The 26513-nt window shown below is 39.1% G+C and carries 33 protein-coding genes; 8 read left to right on the forward strand and 25 right to left on the reverse strand.

Translation table 11 applies throughout. The annotated features are described in order from the left end of the window. Nucleotides 1–2: 2 nt before the first annotated feature. From QNH48_RS21790 to QNH48_RS21860, 15 genes are all read right to left on the reverse strand, one after another. Complete coding sequence (locus QNH48_RS21790; RefSeq protein ID WP_283951982.1) at nt 3–425, reverse strand: stage V sporulation protein AB; 423 nt, start codon at nt 423–425, stop codon at nt 3–5. Continuing rightward, nucleotides 415–1035 (reverse strand): stage V sporulation protein AA, encoded by a 621-nt coding sequence (locus tag QNH48_RS21795; RefSeq protein WP_283951983.1) that lies wholly within the window; start codon nt 1033–1035, stop codon nt 415–417. The genes QNH48_RS21790 and QNH48_RS21795 overlap by 11 nt, the downstream gene beginning before the upstream one ends. Nucleotides 1036–1120: 85 nt before the next feature. After that, nucleotides 1121–1879: an RNA polymerase sporulation sigma factor SigF gene (gene sigF / locus QNH48_RS21800; protein ID WP_034677308.1), complete on the reverse strand. Its 759-nt coding sequence runs from the start codon at nt 1877–1879 to the stop codon at nt 1121–1123. Nucleotides 1880–1891: 12 nt separating this feature from the next. Further along, nucleotides 1892–2332: an anti-sigma F factor gene (gene spoIIAB, locus QNH48_RS21805; RefSeq protein ID WP_095247228.1), complete on the reverse strand. Its 441-nt coding sequence runs from the start codon at nt 2330–2332 to the stop codon at nt 1892–1894. Then, nucleotides 2333–2683, reverse strand: coding sequence for an anti-sigma F factor antagonist (spoIIAA, locus tag QNH48_RS21810; protein ID WP_283861363.1), 351 nt, complete (start codon nt 2681–2683; stop codon nt 2333–2335). Between the two features lie 124 nt (nt 2684–2807). Continuing rightward, on the reverse strand, nt 2808–3977 hold the full coding sequence (locus QNH48_RS21815; RefSeq protein WP_283951984.1) for a D-alanyl-D-alanine carboxypeptidase family protein: 1170 nt from the start codon (nt 3975–3977) through the stop codon (nt 2808–2810). Nucleotides 3978–4100: 123 nt separating this feature from the next. Then, on the reverse strand, nt 4101–5405 hold the full coding sequence (locus QNH48_RS21820) for a pyrimidine-nucleoside phosphorylase (protein ID WP_283951985.1): 1305 nt from the start codon (nt 5403–5405) through the stop codon (nt 4101–4103). A gap of 22 nt (nt 5406–5427) precedes the next feature. After that, nucleotides 5428–6249, reverse strand: coding sequence for a purine-nucleoside phosphorylase (locus tag QNH48_RS21825; RefSeq protein WP_283951986.1), 822 nt, complete (start codon nt 6247–6249; stop codon nt 5428–5430). 12 nt (nt 6250–6261) lie between these two features. Then, complete coding sequence (gene deoB, locus QNH48_RS21830) at nt 6262–7446, reverse strand: phosphopentomutase (RefSeq protein WP_283951987.1); 1185 nt, start codon at nt 7444–7446, stop codon at nt 6262–6264. A 212-nt stretch (nt 7447–7658) separates the two neighbouring features. After that, nucleotides 7659–8552 carry a site-specific tyrosine recombinase XerD gene (gene xerD, locus QNH48_RS21835; protein ID WP_283951988.1) on the reverse strand — a complete coding sequence of 298 codons (894 nt, stop codon included), beginning with the start codon at nt 8550–8552 and terminating at the stop codon, nt 7659–7661. A 6-nt stretch (nt 8553–8558) separates the two neighbouring features. Continuing rightward, the gene (locus tag QNH48_RS21840) at nt 8559–8786 is read right to left on the reverse strand and encodes a YqzK family protein (RefSeq protein WP_095247221.1); all 228 of its coding nucleotides are present in this window, start codon (nt 8784–8786) and stop codon (nt 8559–8561) included. A gap of 151 nt (nt 8787–8937) precedes the next feature. Then, nucleotides 8938–9402, reverse strand: a complete 465-nt coding sequence (fur, locus tag QNH48_RS21845; protein WP_283951989.1) for a ferric iron uptake transcriptional regulator — start codon at nt 9400–9402, stop codon at nt 8938–8940. Between the two features lie 110 nt (nt 9403–9512). After that, the gene (gene spoIIM / locus QNH48_RS21850) at nt 9513–10157 is read right to left on the reverse strand and encodes a stage II sporulation protein M (protein WP_283951990.1); all 645 of its coding nucleotides are present in this window, start codon (nt 10155–10157) and stop codon (nt 9513–9515) included. 231 nt (nt 10158–10388) lie between these two features. Beyond that, nucleotides 10389–11552 carry an endonuclease Q family protein gene (locus QNH48_RS21855; protein WP_283951991.1) on the reverse strand — a complete coding sequence of 388 codons (1164 nt, stop codon included), beginning with the start codon at nt 11550–11552 and terminating at the stop codon, nt 10389–10391. Then, the gene (locus QNH48_RS21860) at nt 11549–12103 is read right to left on the reverse strand and encodes an NUDIX hydrolase (protein WP_283951992.1); all 555 of its coding nucleotides are present in this window, start codon (nt 12101–12103) and stop codon (nt 11549–11551) included. The genes QNH48_RS21855 and QNH48_RS21860 overlap by 4 nt, the downstream gene beginning before the upstream one ends. Nucleotides 12104–12177: 74 nt before the next feature. Between QNH48_RS21860 and mciZ the strand changes: the two genes are divergently transcribed. Together mciZ and QNH48_RS21870 are read left to right on the forward strand one after the other, a co-directional pair. Continuing rightward, nucleotides 12178–12309 carry a Z-ring formation inhibitor MciZ gene (gene mciZ, locus QNH48_RS21865; RefSeq protein WP_283951993.1) on the forward strand — a complete coding sequence of 44 codons (132 nt, stop codon included), beginning with the start codon at nt 12178–12180 and terminating at the stop codon, nt 12307–12309. 64 nt (nt 12310–12373) lie between these two features. Next, nucleotides 12374–13285, forward strand: a complete 912-nt coding sequence (locus QNH48_RS21870; RefSeq protein WP_283951994.1) for an aldo/keto reductase — start codon at nt 12374–12376, stop codon at nt 13283–13285. Nucleotides 13286–13310: 25 nt separating this feature from the next. Here QNH48_RS21870 and QNH48_RS21875 read toward each other — a convergent pair whose 3' ends face one another. The 4 genes from QNH48_RS21875 to QNH48_RS21890 all read right to left on the reverse strand — a co-directional run bounded on the left by QNH48_RS21875 (nt 13311) and on the right by QNH48_RS21890 (nt 16244). Next, on the reverse strand, nt 13311–13565 hold the full coding sequence (locus QNH48_RS21875; RefSeq protein ID WP_283951995.1) for a YqkE family protein: 255 nt from the start codon (nt 13563–13565) through the stop codon (nt 13311–13313). Nucleotides 13566–13659: 94 nt separating this feature from the next. Beyond that, nucleotides 13660–14316 (reverse strand): CoA transferase subunit B, encoded by a 657-nt coding sequence (locus tag QNH48_RS21880; RefSeq protein WP_283951996.1) that lies wholly within the window; start codon nt 14314–14316, stop codon nt 13660–13662. A 23-nt stretch (nt 14317–14339) separates the two neighbouring features. Further along, on the reverse strand, nt 14340–15029 hold the full coding sequence (locus tag QNH48_RS21885; RefSeq protein ID WP_095247213.1) for a CoA transferase subunit A: 690 nt from the start codon (nt 15027–15029) through the stop codon (nt 14340–14342). A gap of 27 nt (nt 15030–15056) precedes the next feature. Continuing rightward, a complete protein-coding gene (locus QNH48_RS21890) occupies nt 15057–16244 on the reverse strand; it encodes an acetyl-CoA C-acetyltransferase (RefSeq protein WP_283951997.1) in 1188 nt (395 codons plus the stop codon). Between the two features lie 221 nt (nt 16245–16465). Between QNH48_RS21890 and QNH48_RS21895 the strand changes: the two genes are divergently transcribed. Further along, nucleotides 16466–16606 carry a hypothetical protein gene (locus tag QNH48_RS21895; protein ID WP_283951998.1) on the forward strand — a complete coding sequence of 47 codons (141 nt, stop codon included), beginning with the start codon at nt 16466–16468 and terminating at the stop codon, nt 16604–16606. 262 nt (nt 16607–16868) lie between these two features. Continuing rightward, a complete protein-coding gene (locus QNH48_RS21900; RefSeq protein WP_283951999.1) occupies nt 16869–17780 on the forward strand; it encodes an alpha/beta hydrolase in 912 nt (303 codons plus the stop codon). 41 nt (nt 17781–17821) lie between these two features. On the opposite strand, the gene QNH48_RS21905 is transcribed toward QNH48_RS21900, so the two are convergent. The 3 genes from QNH48_RS21905 to QNH48_RS21915 form a co-directional block, all read right to left on the reverse strand. Then, complete coding sequence (locus tag QNH48_RS21905; protein WP_283952000.1) at nt 17822–18154, reverse strand: iron-sulfur cluster biosynthesis family protein; 333 nt, start codon at nt 18152–18154, stop codon at nt 17822–17824. Between the two features lie 91 nt (nt 18155–18245). Beyond that, the gene (locus QNH48_RS21910) at nt 18246–18740 is read right to left on the reverse strand and encodes a DinB family protein (protein ID WP_283952001.1); all 495 of its coding nucleotides are present in this window, start codon (nt 18738–18740) and stop codon (nt 18246–18248) included. A gap of 78 nt (nt 18741–18818) precedes the next feature. After that, nucleotides 18819–20012 (reverse strand): FAD-dependent monooxygenase, encoded by a 1194-nt coding sequence (locus QNH48_RS21915; protein WP_283952002.1) that lies wholly within the window; start codon nt 20010–20012, stop codon nt 18819–18821. Nucleotides 20013–20187: 175 nt separating this feature from the next. On the opposite strand from QNH48_RS21915, the gene QNH48_RS21920 reads away from it, so the two are divergent. From QNH48_RS21920 to QNH48_RS21930, 3 genes are all read left to right on the forward strand, one after another. After that, nucleotides 20188–20949, forward strand: a complete 762-nt coding sequence (locus QNH48_RS21920) for an IclR family transcriptional regulator (protein WP_283952003.1) — start codon at nt 20188–20190, stop codon at nt 20947–20949. A gap of 373 nt (nt 20950–21322) precedes the next feature. Then, on the forward strand, nt 21323–22273 hold the full coding sequence (locus QNH48_RS21925) for a fumarylacetoacetate hydrolase family protein (protein WP_283952004.1): 951 nt from the start codon (nt 21323–21325) through the stop codon (nt 22271–22273). 80 nt (nt 22274–22353) lie between these two features. Further along, nucleotides 22354–23478 (forward strand): cupin domain-containing protein, encoded by a 1125-nt coding sequence (locus QNH48_RS21930; protein WP_283952005.1) that lies wholly within the window; start codon nt 22354–22356, stop codon nt 23476–23478. Nucleotides 23479–23529: 51 nt separating this feature from the next. On the opposite strand, the gene QNH48_RS21935 is transcribed toward QNH48_RS21930, so the two are convergent. Together QNH48_RS21935 and QNH48_RS21940 are read right to left on the reverse strand one after the other, a co-directional pair. Next, nucleotides 23530–23865, reverse strand: coding sequence for a YolD-like family protein (locus QNH48_RS21935; protein ID WP_133367260.1), 336 nt, complete (start codon nt 23863–23865; stop codon nt 23530–23532). 59 nt (nt 23866–23924) lie between these two features. Next, a complete protein-coding gene (locus tag QNH48_RS21940) occupies nt 23925–25184 on the reverse strand; it encodes a Y-family DNA polymerase (RefSeq protein ID WP_283952006.1) in 1260 nt (419 codons plus the stop codon). Nucleotides 25185–25474: 290 nt separating this feature from the next. Here QNH48_RS21940 and QNH48_RS21945 point away from each other — a divergent pair, with 290 nt between their 5' ends. Then, on the forward strand, nt 25475–25669 hold the full coding sequence (locus QNH48_RS21945) for a YqzH family protein (protein ID WP_133367262.1): 195 nt from the start codon (nt 25475–25477) through the stop codon (nt 25667–25669). 38 nt (nt 25670–25707) lie between these two features. Here QNH48_RS21945 and QNH48_RS21950 read toward each other — a convergent pair whose 3' ends face one another. Continuing rightward, entirely contained in the window at nt 25708–26505 is a 798-nt protein-coding gene (locus tag QNH48_RS21950) for an SDR family NAD(P)-dependent oxidoreductase (RefSeq protein WP_283952007.1), read from the reverse strand. Nucleotides 26506–26513: the final 8 nt, after the last annotated feature.

Genomic DNA, 26513 nt, shown 5'->3' on the forward strand with positions numbered 1-26513 from the left:
GATTAATGATGAACAAAATAGACCCATTGAAAAATTGACCCAACGATTTTCCCTAAAACAATCGCCATAATTAAGATGATTATTTTCCCATCAATCCCCAGTCTTTTAGCAAGAACAGGAAAAACGTTTAATACTTCTGTTAGTCCTGCCGCTAACATTCCAACAAAGACTCCTCCAGCAAATCCAAGAGGGAGCATAAAATATGGGGATATTCCCAATATTGGATCTCTTAAGCTTCCTAGACAACCTGATAGTGCTCCTATAACGACAGCCCATTCATAGTGCCGAATCATCTTCATTGTCTTCGATAATTGTGTCAGCCTTGGGATAATTCCAAGCACTGTAAGAAAGGCTACAAAACCTGAACCAACTGCTAATCCACCTGCAAGCCCAATAAACATAACCGCGATGACTTTAATCGTCATTTGTATGTTTTATACTTTCCTTATTTTCATGAATGATCACATAGTTATCTAAATCCAATTGATAGTTAAACATTTCGACTTCCAGGGGACTTGGTTCTTCGTTGATTCTTTTTTGAAATACATGGTTGAAGAATAATATCATGCCAAGACCTAATCCGATTGAATAAGGGATTTGAAAAATCCATGGCTTAGAATCTTCGACACCTGTTATAATTTTGTATAACTTTTCTTGAACACTCCGCATACTGACATCGTCATGAAAATTCATAATGGCCATTGCTGAACCGAAAAATAATAAAAACCATATCAAGATAAAAATAGGGGTCGACATTTGTTTTTTCTTAAACATCACTTCTACAATTGTTTGTGCTGGTCCAATCGTTTGGACCTCGACATCCTCAATCAGATTCGAAATCATTCGAATTACTTTCATGACATCGATAATGATAATATTTTTATCCCTTATGGATACTTGGTGAACCATTAAATTTTTCAATTCTGGTATTACAGTTTCTGGAGCAATAATCTGGGCAATATCCAATAAATAAACTTTTTCATCTGGTTTTACCAGAACACGATTCCGCATGCGGATGTAGACTGTTTTTTCCAAAACATTCACTCCCCACACATTGATTTCCTTGTATAACTAGTATGAGCAAAATTTCTTACTTTACTAAAAAAAAAGACCGTATGGATTAGAGATCCATACGATCTTTCATTTGCTGCAGTATCTTTTTTTCAAGTCTTGAGACTTGCACCTGAGAAATTCCCAGTCTCACTGCTACTTCCGATTGCGTTTGATCCTTATAATAACGTAAATAGACAATGAGCCGCTCACGTTCGTCTAATTCTCGAATCGCTTCTTTTAAGGCAATTTTATCAAACCATTTGCCTTCATTTCCATCATCGATCTGATCTAATAATGTAATAGGGTCTCCATCATTTTCATAAACAGTCTCGTGAATCGAAGATGGCGTCCGACTTGCCTCTTGGGCGAGAATAACATCCTCTGGTGACAGCTGAAGATGCTCTGAAATCTCGTTAACCGTTGGAATTCTTCCATAAGTTTTCGATAATTCATCTTTCGCTTTTCTAATTCGGTTGCCCATTTCCTTTAATGAACGGCTAACCTTTACTGTCCCATCATCACGTATAAACCTTTGTATTTCACCAATAATCATTGGAACTGCATAGGTAGAAAATTTCACATCATAGGAAAGATCAAACTTATCTACAGATTTCAGCAGTCCGATACATCCAATTTGAAAAAGATCATCTGGATCATATCCCCTATTTAGAAACCGCTGAACAACGGACCAAACAAGACGCATATTTTTTTCAGCAATAAGGTCTCTTGCTGCTTGGTCGCCGTCTTGGCTTTTCTTAATAAGTTCCTTAACTTCATGGTCCTTTAAATACGTTTGCGCTTTATCTTTTTTGACCTCCACATCCATTGGCAAGTCTCCTTAATTGCATAGCATTTTGCTTGTGTGTAAATGCTTTTTTAGTCTTACTTCGGTTCCTTTACCTGGCTGTGTGAGAACCTCAACCTCATCCATGAAATTTTCCATGATAGTGAATCCCATACCAGATCTTTCTAAATCTGGCTTCGTTGTAAATAATGGCTGTCGAGCTTCCTCCACATCTACAATACCTAGTCCGACATCTTTAATCGAAATATCCACTAAATTATCTTCAATGGTTACCTGAATATAAACAATTCCATCTGGGTCATTTTCATAACCATGTATAATGGAGTTGGTTACTACTTCAGAAACAACGGTTTTGATTTCAGTCAATTCATCCATTGTAGGGTCAAGCTGTGCAATAAAAGCAGCAACCGTGACACGGGCAAATGATTCATTTTGACTTAATGCACTGAATTGAAGAGTCATTGAATTCTTCACTCAGGCCACCCCCAATCTTTGCAATGCAAACTCTTCAGTCGGTTCCAGCTTAATAATTTTAAACATCCCCGACATATCGAATAATCGTTGTATTGCAGGGGAAATCGCACAAACGACCATTTCACCATGCACCTGCTTGATTTGCTTATACCGCCCTAAAATGACGCCTAACCCAGAGCTATCCATAAAAGAAAGCTGTTCTAGATTCAAAACTATATGACGAATATCATTTTTTTCAATTGCATTAGCAGCTTGTTCACGTAATTCGTCGGCTGTATGATGATCTAACTCACCGCTTAAACGCAGCAATAAAACATCATGTTTTATTTCCATTTCAATGTTAAGACTCACTATCCCTAGCCTCCTTCATCTGGTATAGTGAGTCAATTCGTTACCGTTAGAGCAATCTCCTTCCCTTAAGACAAAACTAGTTGATATTTGCTAAAAAAAGTTAGATTTCGACAATTCAGTCAAACTATTTTCCTGCTTTTGTGAACATTCCGAATGAACGTTTATAAAGCGTCCACCAGGTTGCTTCTTTTACTTCGTTTTTCGCAACTAACTCACTTTCTAGAACTACTTTTCCATCTTTCACAAATTGAATAGTTCCTACCTTATCTCCTTTTGTAATTGGAGCATTTAGGTTTTTATCAAGTGTAACTTTTCGTTTAACATCCTCTGTTTTTTCACCCTTTTTAGTAAGTAAAGAAAGAGGTTCACTTGTTACTGCCTCTACTTTCTTGTCTTTCCCTTTGTTAACATGAGCATTGCCAATTACTTCATTTCGCTTGAACATTGGGTGCGTTTGGTATTGGGCAAACGCATAATTAAGCATCTTTGTCACTTGGGCATTTCTTTCTTTTGAAGTCGGTGCTCCAAATACAACAGCAATGACTCGCATACCATCCTTTTGTGCTGTTGCTGTCAAACAATACTTCGCTTCAGCAGTGAATCCTGTCTTTAGTCCATCTACCCCTGGGTAAAAGCGAACTAATTTATTGGTATTAACAAGCCAGAATTTTTTATCTGTATTCTCACGAAGGTACGCTTCGTACATTCCAGTAAACTTTGTTATGTCTTCATATTTTAATAGCTCCTTGGCCATAATCGCCATATCATGTGCGGAACTATAATGACCGCTTCCAGGAAGACCTGTAGTATTTTTAAAAATCGTATTTTTTAAACCAAGTTCTTTTACTTTGTTATTCATCATGTCAACAAAGGCTTCTTCCGATCCTGCAATTTTCTCGGCCATTGCTACGGATGCGTCATTTCCGGAGCCAATCGCAATACCCTGGAGCATTTGCTTTACCGTCATTTCTTCTCCAGGTTCAAGGAAGATTTGCGAACCGCCCATAGAAGCAGCATATTCACTAGTTCGGACACTTTCATCCCATTTAAGTTTTCCTTGATCAATTGCTTCCATAATAAGAAGCATGGTCATAATTTTTGTCATGCTTGCTGGTGGGAGCTCTTCATTACTATTTTTCTCATAAAGAATTTGGCCAGTATCACGCTCAATTAATATCGCGGACCTTACATTATCTGTTATATCAGAAGTCGTTTTTTCTTCTGCAGAGACAGACGGAATCCATAAACTTGTAAGTAACAAGGTTATTACTAGTAAAGAAATATATCGTTTCATTGCATAACCCTCCATTCTTTATATAGATTCCATTTTTTCCAAATCCAACAACTTTATACAATATTTTCCTAACAACACAATAAAAAAGTCCAGGATTTTTTCCTGGACTTTCACTTATTGGTTCTATTCTGTTATTTCTTCATGAATTAAGATTGGTGCCTCAACTTTTTCAGAGGAAACGATAATATTTTCATATAGCATTGCTTTTACTTCACTTACATCTTCAAAATTACTGTAAATCGTTACTAACGATTCACCTTTTTTCACTTGATCGCCGATTTTCTTTCGTAAAACAAGTCCGACAGCTAAATCAATTACGGACTCTTTTGTCGCTCTTCCTGCTCCTAATTTCATTGCAGCCGTTCCTACTTCATCCGCAACGATTTCAGAAACATAACCATCTTCTTTAGCTTCTAACTCGAATGTAAATTGAGCTTGAGGCATTTTAGAAGGATCATCAACAATCGATGCATCTCCACCTTGTGAGCTCAAGAAGACCTTAAACTTTTCAAGTGCAGAGCCATCTTTAATGACATTTTCAAGCATCGTACGAGCTTCTGCTAATGAACTTGCCTTTTCAGCTAAGTAAACCATGTGACTGCCAAGAGTTAAACAAAGCTCTGTTAAGTCCTCAGGACCTTCACCATTTAAGGTATCAATCGCTTCCTTCACTTCAAGTGCATTTCCGATAGCAAACCCGAGCGGCTGACTCATGTCAGAAATAACTGCCATCGTTCGTCTTCCAACATTGTTTCCGATCCCTACCATTGCTTTAGCCAGTTCTCTTGAGTCTTCAATTGTTTTCATGAAGGCACCTGCACCCGTTTTTACATCTAGAACAATGGCGTCTGCACCTGCTGCGATTTTTTTGCTCATGATTGAGCCTGCAATTAATGGAATACTATTAACGGTTGCTGTTACATCTCTTAACGCATATAACTTTTTATCAGCAGGTGTTAAGTTACCACTTTGCCCAATTACTGCTATTTTGTTTTTGTTAACTAAATCAATGAATTCGTCGTTTTCAATTTCAACATGGAAGCCTTTTACTGCTTCTAATTTGTCAATCGTTCCGCCGGTGTGTCCTAAACCGCGCCCCGACATTTTTGCAACCGGAACATCTAGTGCAGCAACAAGCGGTCCAAGTACTAAGGTTGTTGTATCTCCTACTCCGCCAGTTGAATGCTTATCCACTTTAATTCCATTGATTTCCGATAAATCAATTTGATCGCCAGATTCAACCATTGCCATTGTTAAATCCGCTCTTTCTTTTTCTGTCATCCCCTGAAAAAAGATTGCCATGGTTAAGGCACTAACCTGATAATCGGGTATGGAACCATCAGTGTAACCATTGATAATGTACTTTATTTCCTCTGTAGTTAGTTCATGCCCATCTCTTTTTTTCTCAATTAAGTCAACCATTCTCATACTATTCACCACTTTAATAAGATTATTTAACTATGCTTTTAACAATTTCTTTTATATAGGATAGAAAATTAGCTTTTACTCTTTCTGTTGTTTCAATAACTTCCTCATGTGATAAAGGCTGGTCTAGAATTCCTGCAGCCATATTCGTAATGCAAGAAATTCCAAGGACCTTCATCCCTCCATGGCGGGCAACGATCACTTCAGGCACTGTTGACATACCAACAGCGTCTCCTCCTAGTGTTCTAACCATTCTAATTTCTGCTGGAGTTTCATAAACTGGTCCCGAAAATCCGAAATATACGCCTTCTTTTACATTAATATTTAAGCGGGCTGCAATCTCTTTCGCTGCATTCCGCAATTCTTTTGTATAGGCTTCTGACATATCAGGGAAACGGGGACCAAATTTTGAATCATTTGGACCTATTAAAGGATTAGCACCTGTAAAATTAATATGATCGCTAATAATCATAAGGTCTCCTGCTTCGAAGCTTTCATTAACACCGCCCGCAGCATTCGTTACGATTAACATGTCCACACCTAATTCTTTCATCACCCGTACAGGGAAGGTTACTTTGTCCATACCGTAGCCTTCATAAAAATGGAAACGGCCTTGCATCGCAACCACTTCTACACCCTCTAGAATTCCAAAAACTAGCTGTCCGGCATGACCTTCAACAGTTGATATCGGAAAATCAGGTATTTCATTGTATGGTATCTTTACAGGATTCTCAATTTCATCAGCTAGAACACCAAGACCAGAGCCTAAGATAAGTCCAATTTTTGGTGTATTTGAATATTTCTCTTTTAAAAAGTCTGCTGCGTTTTGAATTTTTTCTGGATTCATGTTCATACCCCTTTAATTCAATTCTTGTAAGAAGCTTTTTCCGAAATTAGGCATTTTCACTTTAAAGTTTTCTGCAACTGTTGCCCCAATATCAGCGAAGGTTTCACGAATAGGAAGTTCTTTGCCTTCTGCCATTTTCTTGGAATAAACAATTAATGGTACATATTCACGGGTGTGATCCGTTCCTGGTGCCACTGGATCATTTCCGTGGTCCGCTGTAATGATTAATAAATCATCATCTTTTAACTTAGCAAACACTTCTGGTAAGCGGGCATCATATTCTTCAAGTGCATTTCCATAGCCTTCTGGATCGCGGCGATGACCATATAACGCATCAAAATCCACTAAATTCAAGAAGCTCATCCCGGTAAAATCCATGTCCAGTGTCTGTACTAGCTTATCCATACCATCCATATTGGAAATTGTTCTTAGAGACTGTGTAACACCCTCACCATCATAAATATCTGAGATTTTCCCAATCGCAATGACATCTAAACCTGCATCTTTCATTTCACTCATAACCGTTCTATCAAATGGTTTTAATGCATAGTCATGACGATTAGCTGTTCTTTTAAAATTGCCTGGTTCACCCAAGAATGGGCGGGCAATAACACGCCCAACCATGTATTTTTCATCGAGGGTTAACTCGCGAGCGATTTTACATATTTTATATTGCTCTTCAATTGGAACAATTTCTTCATGTGCTGCAATTTGGAGGACAGAATCTGCAGAAGTATAGACAATCAATGCTCCCGTTTTCATATGCTCTTCCCCAAGCTCATCAAGAATTTCCGTCCCACTAGCAGGTTTATTGCCAATTATCTTTCTTCCCGTACGTTCTTCCAATTCGGAAAGGAGCTCATCTGGGAATCCATCTGGGAAAACACGGAAAGGTGTTTGTATATTCAAACCCATAATCTCCCAATGACCTGTCATGGTGTCCTTTCCATTGGAAGCCTCCATCATTTTTGTAAAGTACGCTAAGGGTTTTACTGCTTTTTCAATCCCTTTAATTTCTCGAATATTGCTTAAACCTAAACTTCCCATGTTGGGCATAGTTAGACCGTTCATTCTTTCAGCAATATGTCCAAGGGTATCTGCACCTTTGTCACCAAACTTATCTGCGTCCGGTGATTCACCAATCCCAACAGAGTCCATCACAATTAAAAATATTCGTTTATATGTATTTAATGCCATTCTAGTCTTCCTCCTTTTTCTAAAATAACTTTGCTAATTAATAAAAATAGATTGCCCTTATTAAAATAGGATTATTTATGCTTTTAAAAATCTAACGTCAGAAGTCTGACCTCTACATTTTACTAAACTCCAGTAAAATTACAAGAAAAAGCTGTCCATAAATATGGCAGCTTTTCGACATTTTTTAAAATCGTTTTAATTCTAGTACCCTATTAAGCTCTAGGATGAAATTTACTATAGACATCCTTTAACCTTGTCTTCGATAATTGCGTATAAATTTGCGTAGTAGAAATATCAGCATGTCCGAGCATTTCTTGGACTGCTTTTAAATCTGCACCATTTTGTAAAAGATGTGTCGCAAATGAATGACGAAGTGTGTGCGGTGTTAACTCATTCTTAATGCCAGCTTCATTTGCAAGTTTTTTTAAAATCTTCCAAAATCCTTGACGAGATAGTCGCTTTCCATGGTGGTTTAAGAATAATGAATCCTCCGTACGATTCTCCAGTAGAAAATTTGGTCTTCCATACTCCAGGTACCGTTTTAATGCTTCTGCTGCAGGTCCTCCGACTGGAATAATTCGCTCTTTATTACTTTTTCCGATAACAGTGACGAAGCCCATTGTTAAATTAACATGCTCTACATCAATTTGAATAAGTTCACTAACACGAATACCAGTAGCATAGAGGAACTCTAGCATTGCCTTGTCCCTTAATGCAAAATGCCCTTGTCCATTAGATATGTCTAAAAGTTTTTCTACTTCCTCTAAACTTAAAACTTTTGGAATTGACCTTTCTGACTTAGGAATCTCGATAAGGATTGATGGGTCTTGATTCACAGCATGAGTACGTAATAAAAATTGATGGAAAGCACGTAGGGAAGCCACATGCCTAGCCAAGGTTTTCGGAGATTTCCCTTGCTCCTTTAAGAAATTCAGGAAATGGACTATATGAGCTCTTTGTACATGATTTAAAGTGTCAACTGCTTCAACGTTTTTTAAGTAGCGAAGATAGTTTTTCAAGTCTCGTTCATATGATAGCAGCGTATTCTTTGCCACCCTTTTATCTACCAGTAAAAACTGCATAAAATCTTTCAAATAATCTTCCATTGAATACTACTCCCCATTTAAGTAAAACAAAATCAGCCGATCCAGCCAGAATGAATTTTCATCCTTATTTAGTGTGGAAACCTTTAAAGCAGAGCCTTCTGGTGAATCATAGCGATGGTAATTTTGGTACTCCTCATTTACCCACATAATACCATAATAAAAGAGTATCGTGCACCCGGTGAATATGATAAAAACCTTTAAGGTTTGTAGTATTACTTTAATAAAAGAGAACATTTATCTTCCCCCAAACAATCAGCCTAGTAAAAGATATGCCAATTTGTCCACCTTTTATACCTAAAGGCAGGATTTTGGCGAATTTATTTTATGAGAGCTGGGAATATGAAATAAAAAAAAGCCCCTTTTCATTAAAAAGGACTTTTGGTTATTATTCGGCTTTTTCTTCCTCTTTTCCTTTATCTAGGCACCGATAGCAAATGCCATGAAATGTGAGACGATGATCCTTTATCTTAAAATTCCATCTGCGTTCCACCACGGCCTCCACATCTTCAAGAAGGTCTTCTTGTATTTCATCAACTGCTCCACATTCAATACAAACAAGATGATGATGAAAATGTGCTGCCCCTTCTTGGCGAAGGTCATAACGAGAAACTCCATCACCAAAGTTAATTTTATCTACAATTTTCAATTCAGTTAATAGCTCAAGTGTACGATAAACAGTTGCCAATCCTATTTCAGGCGACTTTTCTTTAACGAGGAGGTATACATCTTCTGCACTTAAATGATCCTCTTCATGCTCTAACAATACCCGAACGGTTGCTTCACGTTGAGGTGTTAGCTTATAACTTGACGAATGTAAATGCTTTTTAATTCTCTCAATTCTTGTTTCCATACCGAAGTCCCTCCCTCGCCGCTGCTATTCTCATTATAACAGATGAGAAAGAGGTGTCAAAATAAAATTATTATAAACAACAGATTATATTTAATATCAAGTAATAATACTTATAAATTGAGCGATCCCATCATTGTTTTCATCAGCCATGGTGATACATAAGCCTCTACTCCTGAGGCAGCAGATATAAGAACTACAGCAACGATGAAGGTGAGAATATAGTTTTTGAAAAATGGTAAGATTGGTTGTCCAGATGTCTTAAAGAATTGTTTTTTAATCATTCTCAATGAGAATATTACCGATAAAGCAGCCATCAAAATGAAAACGGGAATGATAATCAAATTTTGTGGGAGAATGGATACAAATGCAAGTAAAAATCCCTTCAAACCCAATTGACTAACAAGAAAACCAACCGTAAAACCTACCACCAGACCCTTAATAAATAACAGAATGAGTATCACCGGCAGTCCAATAATAGAAATTCCCAGTATCCAAATGAGCCCAATGAACTTGCTATTATGAAGAAAACTTTGAGCAAATAAATCATTATTTTCTGCAACTTTCCCATTTAGAATTTGACTGAAAAATTGTGATAAATAATAAAATAAATCTTCCTTTTGGGTAATGCTCATGCTATTCACAACTATTGCCCCGAAGATGACACCCATTAAAAATAATATGACAATAAATAAAAAAATTGAGGAATGCTCACGGAAATAACTAGCGGCATCGTTCTGGTACAATCGTTTCTTCATCTGCAGTCCCTCCTATTTCTCCTAATCAGTTATTACATTTTATGCCTTTCTAGTATTTCTATGACGATAAATTAATAGATTTTAAATTTAAAAAGAAGTGGAGGTGACTCATCGCAGATATAATGCGATTAACGCGGATATATTTATTTTTTAGTAAAAATCGAAACGGTAAATATCAAAAAACCCGGCAGATTTGGTGATTCTGCCGGGTTTTTTCATTAAATTATTATATTAGTCTGCTATTTTGCCGTATTTTCCTCCGCCGCCTGCTGCTAATGTAACTTTTCCTTCTCTTGCTTTCATGATGAGATCAGCAATCTTTGGTGGAACCACTTCGGTCAGTCCCAGATATGGAACTTCATGCAAAATTGCCATTTCAGAACCAAAATGATTGACGAGTTTTTCGAGTAATTTTGGTCCTAATCCCGGAATAAAATCTAGCGGGACTTGATGGACATAGGGAGGACGCCCTTCTGGACTCTTTTCAGCAGTCTTTAATTCAAGAATTCGGTCAGCAACACCTTTTATGATTTTTTTGTTACCACACTGAGTACATATTTGGTCTTCCTCACTAGCTGGATGTAAACATTCTGCACAGACAGTTTTGTGATATTTACCTAGGAGCGGATCTAATCCGTAATTGGCTAGGATAAGTCGTCCATCCTCTTTCCTTAATGCCATTCCTAATTCTTTAAATGATGGTTCCTTCATCGATATCACCTGATATTCGCGGGCAATTTTCGCTAAGGAGTGAGCGTCGGAATTGGTCACAAAGGGATAGTTGTGTAATTCTTTTATCTGATCTGCCATCAACGTATTAGAACTTAATCCAAGCTCAATCCCATCAATCATGTCTGGGTCAAATACTTCCGTTAAGGATTTATTGACACCTTTACCATATAGACTTTTAAAAGGAGTAAACACATGTGCTGGAATAAAGATACCGCCTAATTCTTTAACCCTTTTTTGCAAATCTAGACCTGATGCGTAAATCCGCTGCGAACTCAACTGGACATTTTTCAAATGACCAGAAAGCCAATTAGAAAACTCCCTCATAATTGAAATTGTAGGAAAAAACACAAGCACATGTATCGGACCATTGCATTGTTCATCATAGATTTCTAACTCGGAACCGGGGATTACCGTTAAATCACCGAATACTAAGCCTCCATCTGGATGTTCAATTATGTCTCCACTCGAAACAAGGCTTTCCATTTCAAGGATTACTTCAGGTGAGTGGCTGTCAATAATTCCAATCATATTCAGACCTTTTTCATGCCTTGCATGCTCGATGATATTAGTAAACGTTAATGATTTCGCACCTGTTATTTTAACAGGCTTACTTGTCCAGGTTCTTCCGATATGAATATGTAAATCTACATAATAACGTTTCATTTACCTACTAATGCCTCTTGTAATTGTAAGTATTGTACGGCATAGGCAGTTTTTGCATCATAAATTTTTTGTTCCTTTATATATTGAATGGCTTCATCCAGTGTTAATTCCTCAAGGTTCACAAATTCATCTTCATCAAGAGTTGCCGCATTTTCTTTCTTTGTTAATCCTTTGGCAACATATAAATGAACAATCTCATCTGCAAATCCAGGTGAGGTATAGAATGAGAGGAGTAGCTCCAGACTTTCACATTCATAACCTGTCTCTTCCTCTAACTCCCGCCGGGCACAAAGAGCAGGTTCTTCGCCATTTTCTAACTTTCCTGCTGGTATTTCAACAATCGTCCGCTCAAGTGCCTTACGAAATTGCTCTACCATAACAATTTTTTTATCGTCGGTGATGGCCAAAACAGCGACAGCACCTGGGTGTTTAATTATCTCTCTTTTTGACTGTTTTCCATTTGGAAGCTCAACATCCTGAAGGTGAAGGCTAATGACTTTACCTGAAAAAATTTCTTCGCTATGTAATGTCTTTTCATTAAGATTACCCATTTATGTCAACTCCTGTTCTATTTCTGTATATTCTGCACATACATTTTACCATACATTATTTGGAGGGGTATGGGATGAAGGTATACGTGCATGAGAGGGGAATAATTCTAGTTGGTAAGGGATGGGAAGTAGTACAAAAGCTAAAGGAATACAATAAAGAGTATCTTACCGTTGCCGAATGGATAGAAAAAGTCGCTCCTAAATAACCTTTTACGTTTGTAGTCTTCCCCGGACTTTATTAAAATTATAGAAAAGGACGGGGTGATATTTTTGAAAAAAAGAAAACTGGGAAACTCAGATTTATGGGTAACAGAATTAGGTTTAGGCTGTATGTCGATTGGCACCGAGGAGAAAGCAGCTAGAGAGGTTATTGAAACCGCATTGGATGAGGGAATCAATTATTTCGATACTGCAGATTTATATGATTTTGGTGAAAATGAAAAAATCGTCGGGACAGCTTTAAAGGAAGTTCGTGATAATGTAATTATTGCGTCAAAGGTTGGCAACCGTTGGAAATCTGATAAATCAGGCTGGTCTTGGGACCCATCCAAATCGTATATAAAGGAAGCAGTTAAACAAAGTTTGAAACGCCTTGGCACCGATTATATTGACCTTTACCAGCTGCACGGCGGGACAATTGAGGATCGAATTGATGACGTGATAGAGGCTTTTGAAGAATTAAAGGCGGAAGGACTTATTCGTTATTATGGACTTTCCTCCATTCGCCCAAATGTCATTCGCGAGTATGTACAGAAGTCTCACATTGTTTCTGTGATGATGCAATATAGTATTTTGGACCGCCGCGCTGAGGAAGAAACTTTGCCATTTCTACACGAGCATGAAGTTAGTGTAGTAACCCGTGGTCCTCTGGCGAAAGGACTTCTAACTGATAAAATGCTCGAAAAGGTGTCACAGAAAGGATATCAAGACTATAGTCAGGAAGAGCTTCTTAATGTATTACCTGTGCTAAAGGACAAGCTGGCAGGTGACCGCTCATTTACCGAGATAGCGCTTCAATACAATTTGGCCCATCCTGCTGTCGCCTCGGTCATTGCCGGAGCCAGTAGTCCGGAACAAGTTAGAGCCAATGCCCACGCTATTAATAGCCAGTCTTTAACAGAAGATGAAATAGCTTTGATAAAAACAATATCTAAAACAACACTTTATAAAGAACATCGTTAAAAAAATAGGAGGGCCATTGGCTCTCCTATTTAAATTCCTTCCAGTTCATGCCGCTCTCGTTGAGTAGCTCCTCGAAAGATTTATTTTTCTCTTTCAAGCGGCGTTCCTCTCTTTTCCGTTGATCTTCTGCTTCTTTTTTACGTTCCTCTACTGCCTTCAGCTGGTCCTGCTGTTCTTTTAATTGCTTGATTAATTCCGGATTGATCATATCTTTAAGCGTTACCGCTGCTTCTTCTTTTTTTGGTTTAGATTGATTTTTTTGTTTCGATTTCTTTTTCATCCTAAACTCCCCCATAATCATCATTTCATATGTAATTATAGCATTTTTAATAGAAAAAGCAGGCTGTTTACGATAAACAGCCTGCTGGATTTTCTTAATACGCTTCGAGAACTACGTTTTCATCTACTGACAAGGAAGCTTCTGTCGAGTTCACAACATCCTCGACTGTGTACCCTGAGGCAACTTCAACTAGCCTTAATCCTGATTTTGTTACATCCATTACCGCCCGCTCGGTGATAATTCGATGAACGACACCTTTTCCGGTTAACGGCAGGGTGCATTCTTTTAAAATTTTCGATTCGCCGCTCTTGTTGACATGCTCCATAATAACAATGATTTTCTGTGCTCCATGGACAAGATCCATCGCACCGCCCATTCCCTTTATCATCTTACCTGGTATCATCCAGTTTGCGAGGTCTCCCGTTTCAGAAACCTCCATGCCTCCAAGGATAGCTATATTAATGTGTCCACCGCGAATCATCGCGAAGGATTCAGCACTATCGAAATAAGATGCCCCGCTAATCGCTGTAACCGTTTCTTTTCCGGCATTGATTAAATCTGGGTCAACTTCTTCCTCGGTTGGATAGGGACCAATACCAAGAAGCCCATTTTCCGATTGAAGGACAACCTGTTTATTATCAGATATAAAATTAGCTACCAGCGTCGGCATCCCAATTCCTAAGTTCACATAAAAACCGTCTTCAATTTCTTTCTCTGCCCTTATTGCAATTCTTTCTCTAACTGAGACCATTGGTACTTTCTCCTTCCAGCAATCTATTTTGTAACTGTCATTCTCTCAATCCTTTTTTCCTGCTTGCCTTCTATAATCATCTGAACGTAAACGCTCGGCGTGTGGATAAAGTTCGGATCAAGCTCCCCGATTTCACAAAGTGTTTCCACTTCAGCAATCGTTACTTTTCCTGCTGCAGCAATCATCGGATTAAAGTTTCTTGCTGTTTTGTGATAAACAAGATTTCCCATCTTGTCGCCCTTCCAAGCCCTAACAAGGCTGAAATCAGCAGTCAACGCCTCCTCTAGCAGATACTCTCTACCATTAAAGACCTTTGTGTCCTTGCCATCAGCAATAGGTGTTCCTACCCCTGCAGGAGTATAAAACGCTGGAATTCCCGCACCGCCTGCTCTTATTTTTTCCGCTAACGTGCCTTGTGGTGTCAGTTCTACTTCAAGCTCGCCTGCTAAAACCTGTCTTTCAAACTCTTTATTCTCTCCTACATAGGAGCCTATCATTTTCTTAATCTGCTTATTTTTCAAAAGCGGCCCTAGGCCCCAATCGTCGATTCCACAGTTATTCGAAATGACAGTTAAATCCTTAACCCCTTTTTCTACCAATGCTAAGATTAGATTTTCAGGAATGCCGCACAAACCGAAACCGCCGACCATCAACGTGGCTCCATCTTGTATATCCGCGACCGCTTCCTGGAAGGATGTACTAATTTTCTTCATCGTGCTTTTTCTCCCCTCTTTTTAGCTTTACGCTAGCTCAACGATCGTTGCTACCCCTTGACCGCCGCCAATACATAGTGTCGCCAATCCCTTCTTGGCACTTCTTCTTTTCATTTCATGAATCAAAGTGACGAGAATTCTTGCTCCGCTTGCGCCGATTGGGTGACCAAGTGCAATCGCACCGCCATTAACATTTAATATTTCTTTATTAAAATGAAGTTCACGGTCAACTGCCAGTGATTGGGCTGCAAATGCCTCATTTGCTTCAATTAACTCGAGTTCTTCCATTGAAATAGACGTTTTTTCCAGCACCTTTTTTACCGCTGGAACTGGGCCAATTCCCATAATGCTAGGATCAACACCAGCACTTGCATTTCCTTTAATCGTTACTAAAGGCTTAATCCCTAATTCGTCCGCTTTTTTCCTGCTCATCACAACTAAAACTGCTGCTCCATCATTGATTCCGGATGCATTTCCAGCGGTTACACTGCCATCTTTTTTGAAGGCTGGACGTAATCCTGCAAGTTTTTCTGCTGTGGTCCCTTTTTTCGGATACTCATCGGTATCAAAAACAATTGGATCCCCTTTGCGCTGTGGAATAAGTACAGGAATAATTTCATCTTTAAATTTCCCTGCTTCAATCGCATTGACTGCCTTCTCCTGACTTTGTGCTGAAAACTGGTCCTGCTCTTCCCTCGTAATTGAATATTTATCAGCTAAGTTTTCAGCTGTAAGACCCATATGATATTGGTTGAAAACACATGTCAGTCCATCACTAGTCAAAGTATCAATTATTTTTTGATCACCCATTTTAAAACCTTCACGGGCATTTTTTATTAGGTAAGGAGCTTGGCTCATATTCTCCATTCCACCAGCAACAACAATCTCAGCATCTCCTGCTAGAATTGCCTGTGTTGCCAAATGAACAGCTTTTAAACCTGAGCCGCAGACTTTATTTATTGTCATTGAGGAAACACTTTCAGGGATTCCCGCACCAATTGCAGCCTGCCTTGCTGGATTTTGACCAAGACCTGCTTGCAGTACGTTTCCTAAGATGACTTCGTCAACTTGTTCTGGCTTCAGGCCAGCTTGTTCGAGTGCACCTTTAATAACCGTTGCTCCTAATACTGGAGCTGATACACTCTTTAAGCTTCCGTTAAAATTACCTAGTGCAGTACGAACAGCACTTACAATTACTACTTCTGTTTGGCTCATTTTTTTTCTCTCCTTTTATGTACTTTTACCTTATACTAATTCGAGTCCGAACACAGAAAATCCTCTTATTTTGTCAAAATTTCATTTATTCTTGTTTTTTAGAATTCACCGCCTCTTGATAGTTGAAATCATCCATCCTCATCTATTTTTTAATATGAATAATCAAGCTACCTTATAAGCACCTTATTAAATGAAACCACTTCGAAGGGAGTCTGACGATTATGAGCCAAAAGCGTGATAAAGGATACAGCCAAAAAGGGAAGGATTATGCGGAATCTGCGGGCACAGGAAAGCGAATAATTTCTGCCGAGGAAATAGAAAAAGCAATTCATCCTACAAAGAGACAAAATGCTGAGCAATAGGAAAAGCGGAAGCGCCTTGCCCAAGGAAAAAAGCAGTTCATTTTTTCCCAGAGGCGACAGGCATAAGACGAGCCGGCGAGAGGGTTGCTTTTTAACCTTCTTGACGGATTGGCTTATGACCCCGAGCCTCTAGTCGCTGGAGCTAGACATAATAATTAATATTCACGAGGCCGCTAAATGGAGTTAGCGGCTTTTCCTATGTTAAAATAAAAGCCAACGTTACCAAATAATTACTATTCGAGGACCTTTTGGAGGTGTATTCGTGAGAAAGGCGTTGCGAGCTCTTTTACTTTCATTCTTATTTACATTTTCTTTAGGTTTTTATTTTACAAATCGCCTTATGTATTTGAAGAAAAAGGATGAGCAATTTATTGTACAGCGTGAAAAGGAAGCGGGGAGATTTAATCCCGAACATTTCGAGTCACTTTCTAAGCGCGAGGTTATCATTGAGTCACCCTTCGGTTATCCCATTAAAGCTCTGCTGGTTGAACCGCACGAGTCCAATCGTTATGTAATTATTTCCCATGGTGTGACAGAAACAAAAACTAATTCAATCAAATATATGAATCTTTTTTTAGAGCGAGGATTTAATGCCATCATTTACGACCATAGGCGCCACGGAGAGTCTGGGGGGAAAACAACCAGCTTTGGTCATTATGAAAAGTTTGATTTAAAAGCAGTAATTGATTGGTTGAAAAAGGAGAAAGGATCGACTCTTACTCTCGGTATCCATGGTGAATCAATGGGTGCAGCTACAATGCTGTTGTATGCTGGAATGCTCGAGGATGGTGCTGATTTCTATATTGCCGACTGTCCGTTTTCTGATCTGAAAGAGCAGCTTTCTTATCAACTCAAAAAAGAATATAAGATGATTCCGTCGCTGCTAATTCCCGTTGCAGATTTTATTTTACGCTTTCGTGAAAAATATTCGATCCGTCATGTCTCACCCATCTCAGTTATTGAAAATATTAAACATCCTATTCTTTTTATTCACAGCGAAAACGATGATTTTATTCTTCCGGCCATGACGAAGGAATTATATGAGAAAAAACAAGGGCCAAAAATGCTTTATCTCGCTGCAAATGGCCGCCATGCCCAGTCATTTAATGAAAATCCTGATGATTATCGCAGAGTCATTGATAAATTTCTGTCAAAATACGTTGAGAATCCATAATCACATGATAGGATTCCGAAAAAGCAGACTGCCCAAGTGGGTCAGTCTGCTTTTTCTGTCACAACAAAACTCATATATCCGTTTAAAATTTGCTGAGGGCTTTTTAGTTGAAAGGTGTTACTTGCATTTGAAAAGTCAATCGTCATCTTTTCATCAAAGAAAACCGTTTTCGACTTTTCGATATAAACGTTTCGTCCATTTGTCTCGAACGTAATATCATCTGCATCAAGTTCCGGTACAAACCACAAGGCGATTACACCGTTTACGGCACAGCCGCAATCCTCTGTATCATACTTTAGTTTTAAATAGCCTTCGCGGCCATTAATTCGTTCATTAAGTTTCTCAGCTGCTGCCGCAGTTATCATAATCTCCATGTATAAAACTCCCCCCAGTTGACTTACGCAAATTGTAACATACTTTTTCGAACTGAGGTTAAAAGTTGCTTTCATGTACCTAGTACTGTATTTATTGAACTTTTTCTAAATGACGTACAAGCTGCCCGTAATGACCCGTTACATGCTTAACGATTAAATGGTCGACTAAAAATGATAACGGTTTTCCGTCAAAGTTTGGATTATAACTTGGGGCTGTCTTTTCTAGATCTTCTTCTTTCACTTTTCCAAGTGCTGCCTCTACTTTCGGGACTAAGTTTTGTAGTGCAGTTATCGCAGCCTCTTTCTTAATACGAGATACAACGTTTTCATCTACTGCAGCTAAACGGCGCACATGTTCATGATTACGTCCCCATTTTGCTCCTGGAACTACTAGCAGTGCTTCCAAATCTTCAACCCAAAAATCTACAGCTTCTAAAATATGAGAAACAATTTGCATAGCAGACCATTCTGCATCAGAAGGTTTTACATAAAGTGCACCCTCTTCCGTGCTTTTCAAAACCGCTGCAATATCATCTATACTCTTTTTAAATACTTCCAATTTTTCATTCAGTATTGCTGTTGTCATAGTTTACTTCCTCCCTCATTTCAATTTCAATTTAAACTTAAAAAAATGCGCTAGAGCTGGCTCTAACGCGTTTTTTTATTAGCAATCTACACGTTGGTAATTTTTCTTGAAATAACCATATAGGAAATCAACAACATTGTAATCAGTTGGTTTGTGATTTTCGAAAATAAAGTTGCGTAGTGCAAGTGAAGTTGGATCCTCTGCATGAATAATTTCGCCCCATCTGCGTGCTGATCCTTGAACCATTGCAGAACGTGGAATACGAATTTCTTGGTATGCATTAAATGCTTCTTCGTAGGATTTATGTTCTTTTAACTTCTCACCTAATACAAACGCATCTTCGAGGGCTTGAACGCCGCCTTGAGCTAAATATTGAAGCATGGCATGACCAGAATCTCCTAATAGCGTAATGTTGCCATTTGTCCAATTGTCGATTGGTTCACGGTCATACATCTGCCAACGGAATTGACGGTTAATGTAAGTTAAAGCGTTTTCAACCTTTGGGTGACAATTTTCAAAACGACGTGCCATTTCTTCTGGAGTTCCCCAGTCTTCTACAGTAGCATCATATGATTTAAATACTACTACTTGGTTGTAAAGCTCTCCGCGACGAACTGGGTATTGTACCATGTGCAGGTTTGGTCCAATCCACATGATTACATCGTCTAAGTCTAAGTTTCCTGTAGTAGCCACTTCTTCGATTGGAATTGTTCCACGGTAAGCTACATACGCTGAGTTTACTGGTGTATCATCAACTAGCTGCTTACGCATGTTTGATTTTACCCCATCTGCACCAACAACTGCTTCTGCACTAAACGTTTCACCATTTTGGTTGACAATTGTTACCGTATCTCCATTTTGTTCTGCAGTTTGAATCATTTGGTTTGTAAAGAATTGGATATTACTGTTTTTTTGACATGCTTCATAAAGTACTCTGTGTAAGTCAGAGCGATGCAATACGATGTATGGCTGGCCGAATTCTTTTTGAAACCCTTCTCCTAAATCAAGAGTTGCTAATTCTTTTGCAGTATAAACATCTTTTAGGACAAGGCGTTTTGGTAATACCGCATATTTTAAAATTTCTTCCTTCACACCTAAACGGTCTAAAACTTCTAAAGCATTTGGTGCTAATTGGATACCTGCACCTACTTCTCCAAATTCAGGTGCTTGCTCAAAAATTGCTACGGATTTACCCGTTTCTTGGATTGATAGTGCTGCTGCTAAACCACCGATTCCTCCACCTACTATAATGATGTCGCTTACATTAGTCATTGACTTTCCCCTCCAACCGAGTTATTATCTTCCACAAATAGAGAACTTTGTTACCTGATAAGAAAACTTTAAATCATTTTTCACCAATTCGTCAATAAAAACTTTTAAAATTTAGAAAATTTCTATTAATCATTTTTCTACTATTATCCAAATCAACCGAAAATAGGGTGATCATATGACAACTGAAATGAAAACGGTCGGTATTCAGTCGTTACAAATTGGGTTAAACATATTAGAGATCTTAGCACTGGAAAAAGAACCTCTAAAGTTTACTGATATTCAAAACCTAACTTCTATGACAAAAAGTAATTTATATAAATATTTGTCTACACTATCCCAATTTGGATTAATCTATCGTAATCCACATACAAACGCATATACGCTTGGACATAAGTTAGTACAGTTAGGAAATGTTGCTTTGGGCCAATCCTCTTTAATAGAAGTGGTTATTCCCTATTTCAAAAAGATTGCTGAGAAAATGAATCTAACAGTATTACTGGCTGTTCCTTCTACAAAGGGTCCACTTATTTCATATATTTTAAGTGCAGATTATGGAATAAATATCGGTGCACAAATAGGGACACACTTACCGCTCTCCTCCTCGACTGGCGTTGTTTTTTCTGCCTTTGAAAAAGACGTCCTAATGAAAGAATGGGAAGAAGAAGAATTATCGAAGTTCAATGAAAGTGAATTACAGCCATTTCATAGTGAAAAAGAAAAAACAAGAGGAGAGTTTTTTGCATCAAAAACGGAACCTCTAATAAAGCATGTCTCTTCTTTTAGTGTCCCTATCTTAAATTTCAATCATGGACTACTTGGTGCCATAACCGTCGTTGGTATTACTGAGACAGTGCCAAAATCAGCGGATCACCCGACTGGAAAATACGTTCTCCATGCAGCAAAGGAAATATCAGAGTATTTCGGTTTTATAAAATAGGCTGTGTTAAAGGAAACTGATGATTTTAGAACTATGTTGATTTGTGCGGAAGGCGCGAGACTCCTCGAAAATGCTATCGCATTTTCTTCGTGCGTGGGCAGTTTCGAGGATGTAAATCAATGTCCTGCATGAGGACGGGACAGGGGAGCCTGCGGAAAGCGAAGCGCCTTGGACAGCCAGAGACCGCCTGTCCCTGCGGTGATTATTCGAAGAAGCATTCCTTAGTGGAGCGCAAATCAACAGCCAAGTTTAACACAGCTATAAAATAAAAAATTCTGAAAACAAATAATATTGACAATCCTTTTGAATTATTTTAATATTTTTATAAATAGTGAACTAGTTTCATAATTAGTGAAAACCAAGGAGGAAAACCATGAAACTTATTAATTTTACTGTCTCTGGATATACACGTGCAGGGGCAATCGTTGACAACAAAGTAATCGACTTAAACTATGCCTACCAAGCACAGTTAAAAGCAGAAGGAAAATACCGCTACGAAGCAATCGCAAAAGCATATGTACCAGATAATACAGATGAGTTATATCAAGGTGGTAAAGAATCGCTGCAACTAGCACAAAATGCAATCGATTTCATTCTAGCTAATCCAGAAAGCTTTGATAAAAAAATCATTTACACAATTGAAGAAGTTAAGGTAGAAGCACCTGTTCAAAAGCCAGGCAAAATTATTTGTGTGGGTCACAACTACCGCGAGCACATTTTAGAAATGGGTCGTGAAATCCCATCGAACCCAGTTATTTTCGCTAAATTTGCTAATACCATTTTAGGACCTGAGGACGATATTCCACACTATCCAATTTCTGACCAGCTTGACTATGAAGCAGAGTTTACTTTTGTTGTTGGCAAACAAGCTCGCAATGTTGCAGAAGAAGATGCATTAGATTATGTAGCAGGTTATACCATTACAAATGACGTAACCTATCGTGATATTCAACGACGCACGCTTCAATGGTTACAAGGTAAAACTGTTGACGGCAGTGCACCAATGGGACCATATTTAGTAACTTCCGATGAATTACAAAATCCAGCTGGCTTAGATGTTGTACTAAAAGTCAATGGTGAAGTTCGTCAAAAAACGAATACTGCTAATCTAGTATTCTCCGTCCAAAAATTAGTATCTTTCTTATCCAATCTAATGACGCTAGAGCCAGGAGATGTTGTCTTAACAGGAACTCCTGGGGGAGTTGGGGTTGCGATGAATCCTCCGCAATTCTTAAAAGATGGTGACGTAGTTCGAATTGAGATTGACCAAATTGGTGCACTTGAAAATAAAGTAAAGGCAACAGAGGCGGTAGTCACTGTTTAATTGGCATGGCAAGGGGTCAAGCAGTAATGCGCTGCTCCCCCTTTTCTCTATAAAATTTGTATAGTAAAGGGGAATGTGAAATGGCTGAAGTAAATCCAGAAGTTCAAGAGTTTATGAAAAGCTCGATTGTAACCGATTACACCAGAGATATTCAACAATACAACTTAGGACCACTTTGGGAAGCAATTCCTGCAATTATGCACAAAGCGCCAAAGCCTCAAGCACAAGCTTATCTTTGGAGCAGTGAATTACTCAAAAAGAAAATGAATGAAGCAGCTCAAATCTTCACACCAGAACGCGGCGGTGAACGTCGTGCAATTTATTTCCAAAATCCTGGCTTAACTTATCGTGAACCTTGGGGATGGGGATCTACTACTCAAACGATTTATGCAGCTATTCAAATGTTATTGCCTGGTGAAAAAGCACCCTCTCACCGTCACTCACAAAGTGCATTGCGCTTTATTTCTGAAGGTACAGGTGCATACACGATTGTACAGGGGCAGCGTGTTTTCATGGATGAAGGCGACTTTTTAATTACTCCGAAGGGCTTATGGCATGGGCATGAACATTTAGGTACAGAGCCTATGTATTGGATGGATGCCTTAGATATTCCTACTCTTTACGCTATCGGCGGTACCTTCTTTGAACCTTATGAAGAAGGTTTACAGCAGCCAGATATTCCAGATAACTTTTCAGAGATTCGTTATCGCGGCGGCATGGTTCGCCCTGTTGGTGATGATAAATTCACAGTTGCTCCACTTGCAAATTATAAATGGGATCTTACTGTAAAAGGAATTAAAGGTTTGATGGAATTTGATCCAAATCCACACCATGGATTTGCAGTAGAGTACATTAACCCAACTACAGGTAAATCAGCTAACCCAACGCTCGGCACTAGAATGCAGCATTTACCAGCAGGTTTCCAAACAAAAGCATTACGCCATACACACTCAACTGTTTACCAAGTACACAAAGGTGAAGGTTTCACCGTAATCAATGGCGTTCGTTTCGATTGGAAAAAAGGCGATTACTTCGTTGTTCCAAACTGGGCTTGGTATGAACACTCTGCATCAGAAGACTCTTACCTATTCTCAGTAAACGATATACCGATTATGAACCGTTTCGACCTAGAACAAGAACAAGCATTTGAAGAAAATAACGGACACCAAAAAATTACTGGTGAATTTAAAGCGGACTTCCGTTAATCGAATACCAAACAAGAGCGGATCCGAAATGGAGCCGCTCTTTTGGTATGTTTACACATCCGTTATCCTAATATCCGCAATGGCTGCGATTGGAATGCGGTGTACTTCTTCAAAGTGATCGACGATATGAAGCCTTTGTGTCATTTCATCCCAATAATGAATTTTCCCTATGACGATTTCATAATTTCGATTTCGATAATGAGTAATAGTAACGAATTGGTCGAATTCGATTGCTTCAGATAAGGTAGCATTCATGAGTTCGAGCTGCTGCTCATCCATTTCTTTCTGCTCTTCATACTGATCTTCCTGTACCCAATCCCTGAGCAATTTGATATGCTCGGGAAGCATCATTGAAACCCATTTGATTCTTCCGCGGTCGCGAATCATCTGACTCCTCCTCTCTTCGTTATCCAGCTCCAGCGCCCAGGCGCTTATGCTTTTTATGTTTATCCCTTATGTCCTCCAACAAGTGTGGCTCGGTGCCTTGCTGTTCCTGCAGCAGTATAGGAAACAGCCCGTAATAAGGAACCTGAACCAAAGCGTCTGCGGACTGAATCCACCACATAGCCAAGCTCCCGCCTCTTTACCGCACCCATGTCAAAAAGATCGAGCTGAAACTCGCGGTCATCAACGATATTTCCGATACTAATTGCAATTTGCCTTACTGTCTTTCCTGTGTAATGTTCGTGGAATAATTCGAGACAGACACGGTAAAGATCCATGGTTACATTTGTCGGCTGTTTGATGGTTCTTGAGCGATGAAAGCCACCGCCGAGTTCGTCTTGACTGTAGCCAACGCTCAGGCTGACCGTCCTCCCGGCTTTGCGGCGAGATCTCGCTCTTCTAGCTACTTCTTCACACATTTCTAAAATCACATGCTTTATTTCTTCTTCCTCTTTATAATCTCTTAAAAGAATTTGGCTTTTTCCAAAGCTGATTTGCCCCTCAATCAGGGGTGCTCCCAAGTCTGAAAGGTCTACTCCCCAGGCATGATGATAAAGCTGATTGCCCATGATTCCAAATTTCTTTTCCAGTGCTTCTAAATCATATCTGGCCAGCTGACCAACTGTGAAAATACCCATCCCATTTAATGTTTTTTCAACACGCCTGCCGATTCCCCACATCTCTCTTAGCGGCGAAACATTCCAAAGCTTAGTCTGGACATCCTCATACTTCCATTCGGCGATTCCATGCTTCTTTGCTTCAAGATCGAGGCAAAGCTTTGATAATAACATATTAGGGCCAATGCCAACTGCACAGGGAAGTTGGAATTCACGTTCAATATCATCCTTTATTTTGGCTGCAACCGTAAAGGCGTCCCCCCACAAATGCAGTACTCCATCCACTTTGATAAAACTTTCATCAACGCTATACGTATGGATGGCTTCCTTTGGTACATAACGATTAAATACGCGGGTAATTTCAGTAGAAATACGCAAATAAGTTGCCATTTTCGGCTCAACTATTTGAATTCGCGGATCATCGGGAATCTCAAATAACCTAGAACCTGTTTTGATTCCAAATTCTTTCTTCAAACGAGGGGAAGCGGCAAGCACAACACTTCCATTCCGCTCTTTGTTACCAGCCACAGCTAGATAGCAAGTCAAGGGATTAAGGCCAAGCATGACAGCGGAACAGCTTGCATAAAAGCTCTTCATGTCAACACATAAAATTTGATTGTGCGGTAACGTGCTGTAATCAACCATGACTTTCCCTCCCAATTCGAAAAGCGCAGAGCGCCCGCCCATCGGCGACAAGCGTAAGACGAGCAGTCAAGAAGGTTGCTCTTTAACCTTATTGACTGATTGGCTATAGACCATAGAGCCGATGGCGCCCGGAGCTAGACAATTAAATACAGAACATCCGTTCTTTATATTATATACACATCTTAAACGAATATACGTTCGCATTCAATGGAAATTTTTTGACAGGTTTCTTGGTTATGGTTATTTTTCTGGAGGCGAAAACGTTATAATGGTGAGTGAGGTGCACGTACATGGAGAAAAAATTGATAATCAAAATGATAAAAAATTGCTTTAAACAATATTATTCCGAAGTGGATTCACTGCCAATGAACAGTGAAGATTTAGAGGAGCTTGCAGATCGAATTATTCAAATAAAAGCCGAACAGCCTGCTGTCGATTTATACGAGGCTGTGAATGATACAGTGTACGAATTTTTAACAGGATGAACAAATTACGCAAAAACAAAAAAACCGCTGCTGCGGTTTTACTTTTTGTTAAATGCTTTTTTTCCAATTGTTTCAAAAAGTCTTGGAAAGAGAACATAAACGACGCTTCCCATGTTCATCCAGCGTGGCAGGTTGATTTCTCTTGTTTTCGTTAACATGCAGTCAACAACTTTCCCTGCAACATATTCAGGCTGCAACATAAACTTTTGAACATTTTTAACATACGTGCCTTTTTCATCAGCAATGTTAAAAAAGTTCGTTGCAATCGGTCCTGGATTCACAGATGTTACCAGAACATTATAATCACTAAGCTCCATTCTAAGGGAATTAGTATAGCCGAGAACCGCATGCTTCGTAGCCGAATAAACACTTGATTTTGGCGTAGCGATTTTCCCCGCCTGGGAGGCAATATTAATAATATGGCCGAAACGGCGTTCGCGCATTTTAGGAAGCACCATACTCGTACAGGCCATCAGCCCGACAACATTGACTTCAAACATCCCTTTGATTTCATCCATGGTTGCCTCATGTGCTTCACGAAAAACACCGAAACCTGCATTATTCACAAGAATATCAATATGGTCTATTTTCGCTGATATTTCGCTGAAAACTTCCCTCACTTTTTCCGTATCAGAGACATCTAGCTGATGGATATCCACCCTAACCTGATGTTTTTGCTCCAATTCCGTTTGAAGCTGCTTTAACTTTTCTATGCTTCTTGCAAGTAATATAAGATTGGCACCACTTGCAGCACAAAGCTTGGCAATTTGTGCACCTATTCCCCCAGATGCACCGGTAATGACAATATTTTTACCCTTAAGCTGTTCTCTAGCCATACTCACAC

The organism is Neobacillus sp. YX16, assembly GCF_030123505.1.
GTDB lineage: Bacteria > Bacillota > Bacilli > Bacillales > Cytobacillaceae > Neobacillus.

Excerpts from the sequence above, each read along its gene's own strand:
- QNH48_RS21790 (WP_283951982.1), bottom strand. The coding sequence starts at position 425 with ATGACGATTAAAGTCATCGCGGTTATGTTTATTGGGCTTGCAGGTGGA.
- sigF (WP_034677308.1), bottom strand. The coding sequence starts at position 1,879 with ATGGATGTGGAGGTCAAAAAAGATAAAGCGCAAACGTATTTAAAGGAC.
- QNH48_RS21815 (WP_283951984.1), bottom strand. The coding sequence starts at position 3,977 with ATGAAACGATATATTTCTTTACTAGTAATAACCTTGTTACTTACAAGT.
- QNH48_RS21820 (WP_283951985.1), bottom strand. The coding sequence starts at position 5,405 with ATGAGAATGGTTGACTTAATTGAGAAAAAAAGAGATGGGCATGAACTA.
- QNH48_RS21825 (WP_283951986.1), bottom strand. The coding sequence starts at position 6,249 with ATGAATCCAGAAAAAATTCAAAACGCAGCAGACTTTTTAAAAGAGAAA.
- deoB (WP_283951987.1), bottom strand. The coding sequence starts at position 7,446 with ATGGCATTAAATACATATAAACGAATATTTTTAATTGTGATGGACTCT.
- xerD (WP_283951988.1), bottom strand. The coding sequence starts at position 8,552 with ATGGAAGATTATTTGAAAGATTTTATGCAGTTTTTACTGGTAGATAAA.
- QNH48_RS21840 (WP_095247221.1), bottom strand. The coding sequence starts at position 8,786 with ATGTTCTCTTTTATTAAAGTAATACTACAAACCTTAAAGGTTTTTATC.
- fur (WP_283951989.1), bottom strand. The coding sequence starts at position 9,402 with ATGGAAACAAGAATTGAGAGAATTAAAAAGCATTTACATTCGTCAAGT.
- spoIIM (WP_283951990.1), bottom strand. The coding sequence starts at position 10,157 with ATGAAGAAACGATTGTACCAGAACGATGCCGCTAGTTATTTCCGTGAG.
- QNH48_RS21855 (WP_283951991.1), bottom strand. The coding sequence starts at position 11,552 with ATGAAACGTTATTATGTAGATTTACATATTCATATCGGAAGAACCTGG.
- QNH48_RS21860 (WP_283951992.1), bottom strand. The coding sequence starts at position 12,103 with ATGGGTAATCTTAATGAAAAGACATTACATAGCGAAGAAATTTTTTCA.
- mciZ (WP_283951993.1), top strand. The coding sequence starts at position 12,178 with ATGAAGGTATACGTGCATGAGAGGGGAATAATTCTAGTTGGTAAGGGA.
- QNH48_RS21875 (WP_283951995.1), bottom strand. The coding sequence starts at position 13,565 with ATGAAAAAGAAATCGAAACAAAAAAATCAATCTAAACCAAAAAAAGAA.
- QNH48_RS21880 (WP_283951996.1), bottom strand. The coding sequence starts at position 14,316 with ATGGTCTCAGTTAGAGAAAGAATTGCAATAAGGGCAGAGAAAGAAATT.
- QNH48_RS21885 (WP_095247213.1), bottom strand. The coding sequence starts at position 15,029 with ATGAAGAAAATTAGTACATCCTTCCAGGAAGCGGTCGCGGATATACAA.
- QNH48_RS21890 (WP_283951997.1), bottom strand. The coding sequence starts at position 16,244 with ATGAGCCAAACAGAAGTAGTAATTGTAAGTGCTGTTCGTACTGCACTA.
- QNH48_RS21895 (WP_283951998.1), top strand. The coding sequence starts at position 16,466 with ATGAGCCAAAAGCGTGATAAAGGATACAGCCAAAAAGGGAAGGATTAT.
- QNH48_RS21905 (WP_283952000.1), bottom strand. The coding sequence starts at position 18,154 with ATGGAGATTATGATAACTGCGGCAGCAGCTGAGAAACTTAATGAACGA.
- QNH48_RS21910 (WP_283952001.1), bottom strand. The coding sequence starts at position 18,740 with ATGACAACAGCAATACTGAATGAAAAATTGGAAGTATTTAAAAAGAGT.
- QNH48_RS21915 (WP_283952002.1), bottom strand. The coding sequence starts at position 20,012 with ATGACTAATGTAAGCGACATCATTATAGTAGGTGGAGGAATCGGTGGT.
- QNH48_RS21920 (WP_283952003.1), top strand. The coding sequence starts at position 20,188 with ATGACAACTGAAATGAAAACGGTCGGTATTCAGTCGTTACAAATTGGG.
- QNH48_RS21925 (WP_283952004.1), top strand. The coding sequence starts at position 21,323 with ATGAAACTTATTAATTTTACTGTCTCTGGATATACACGTGCAGGGGCA.
- QNH48_RS21930 (WP_283952005.1), top strand. The coding sequence starts at position 22,354 with ATGGCTGAAGTAAATCCAGAAGTTCAAGAGTTTATGAAAAGCTCGATT.
- QNH48_RS21935 (WP_133367260.1), bottom strand. The coding sequence starts at position 23,865 with ATGATTCGCGACCGCGGAAGAATCAAATGGGTTTCAATGATGCTTCCC.
- QNH48_RS21940 (WP_283952006.1), bottom strand. The coding sequence starts at position 25,184 with ATGGTTGATTACAGCACGTTACCGCACAATCAAATTTTATGTGTTGAC.
- QNH48_RS21945 (WP_133367262.1), top strand. The coding sequence starts at position 25,475 with ATGGAGAAAAAATTGATAATCAAAATGATAAAAAATTGCTTTAAACAA.
- QNH48_RS21950 (WP_283952007.1), bottom strand. The coding sequence starts at position 26,505 with ATGGCTAGAGAACAGCTTAAGGGTAAAAATATTGTCATTACCGGTGCA.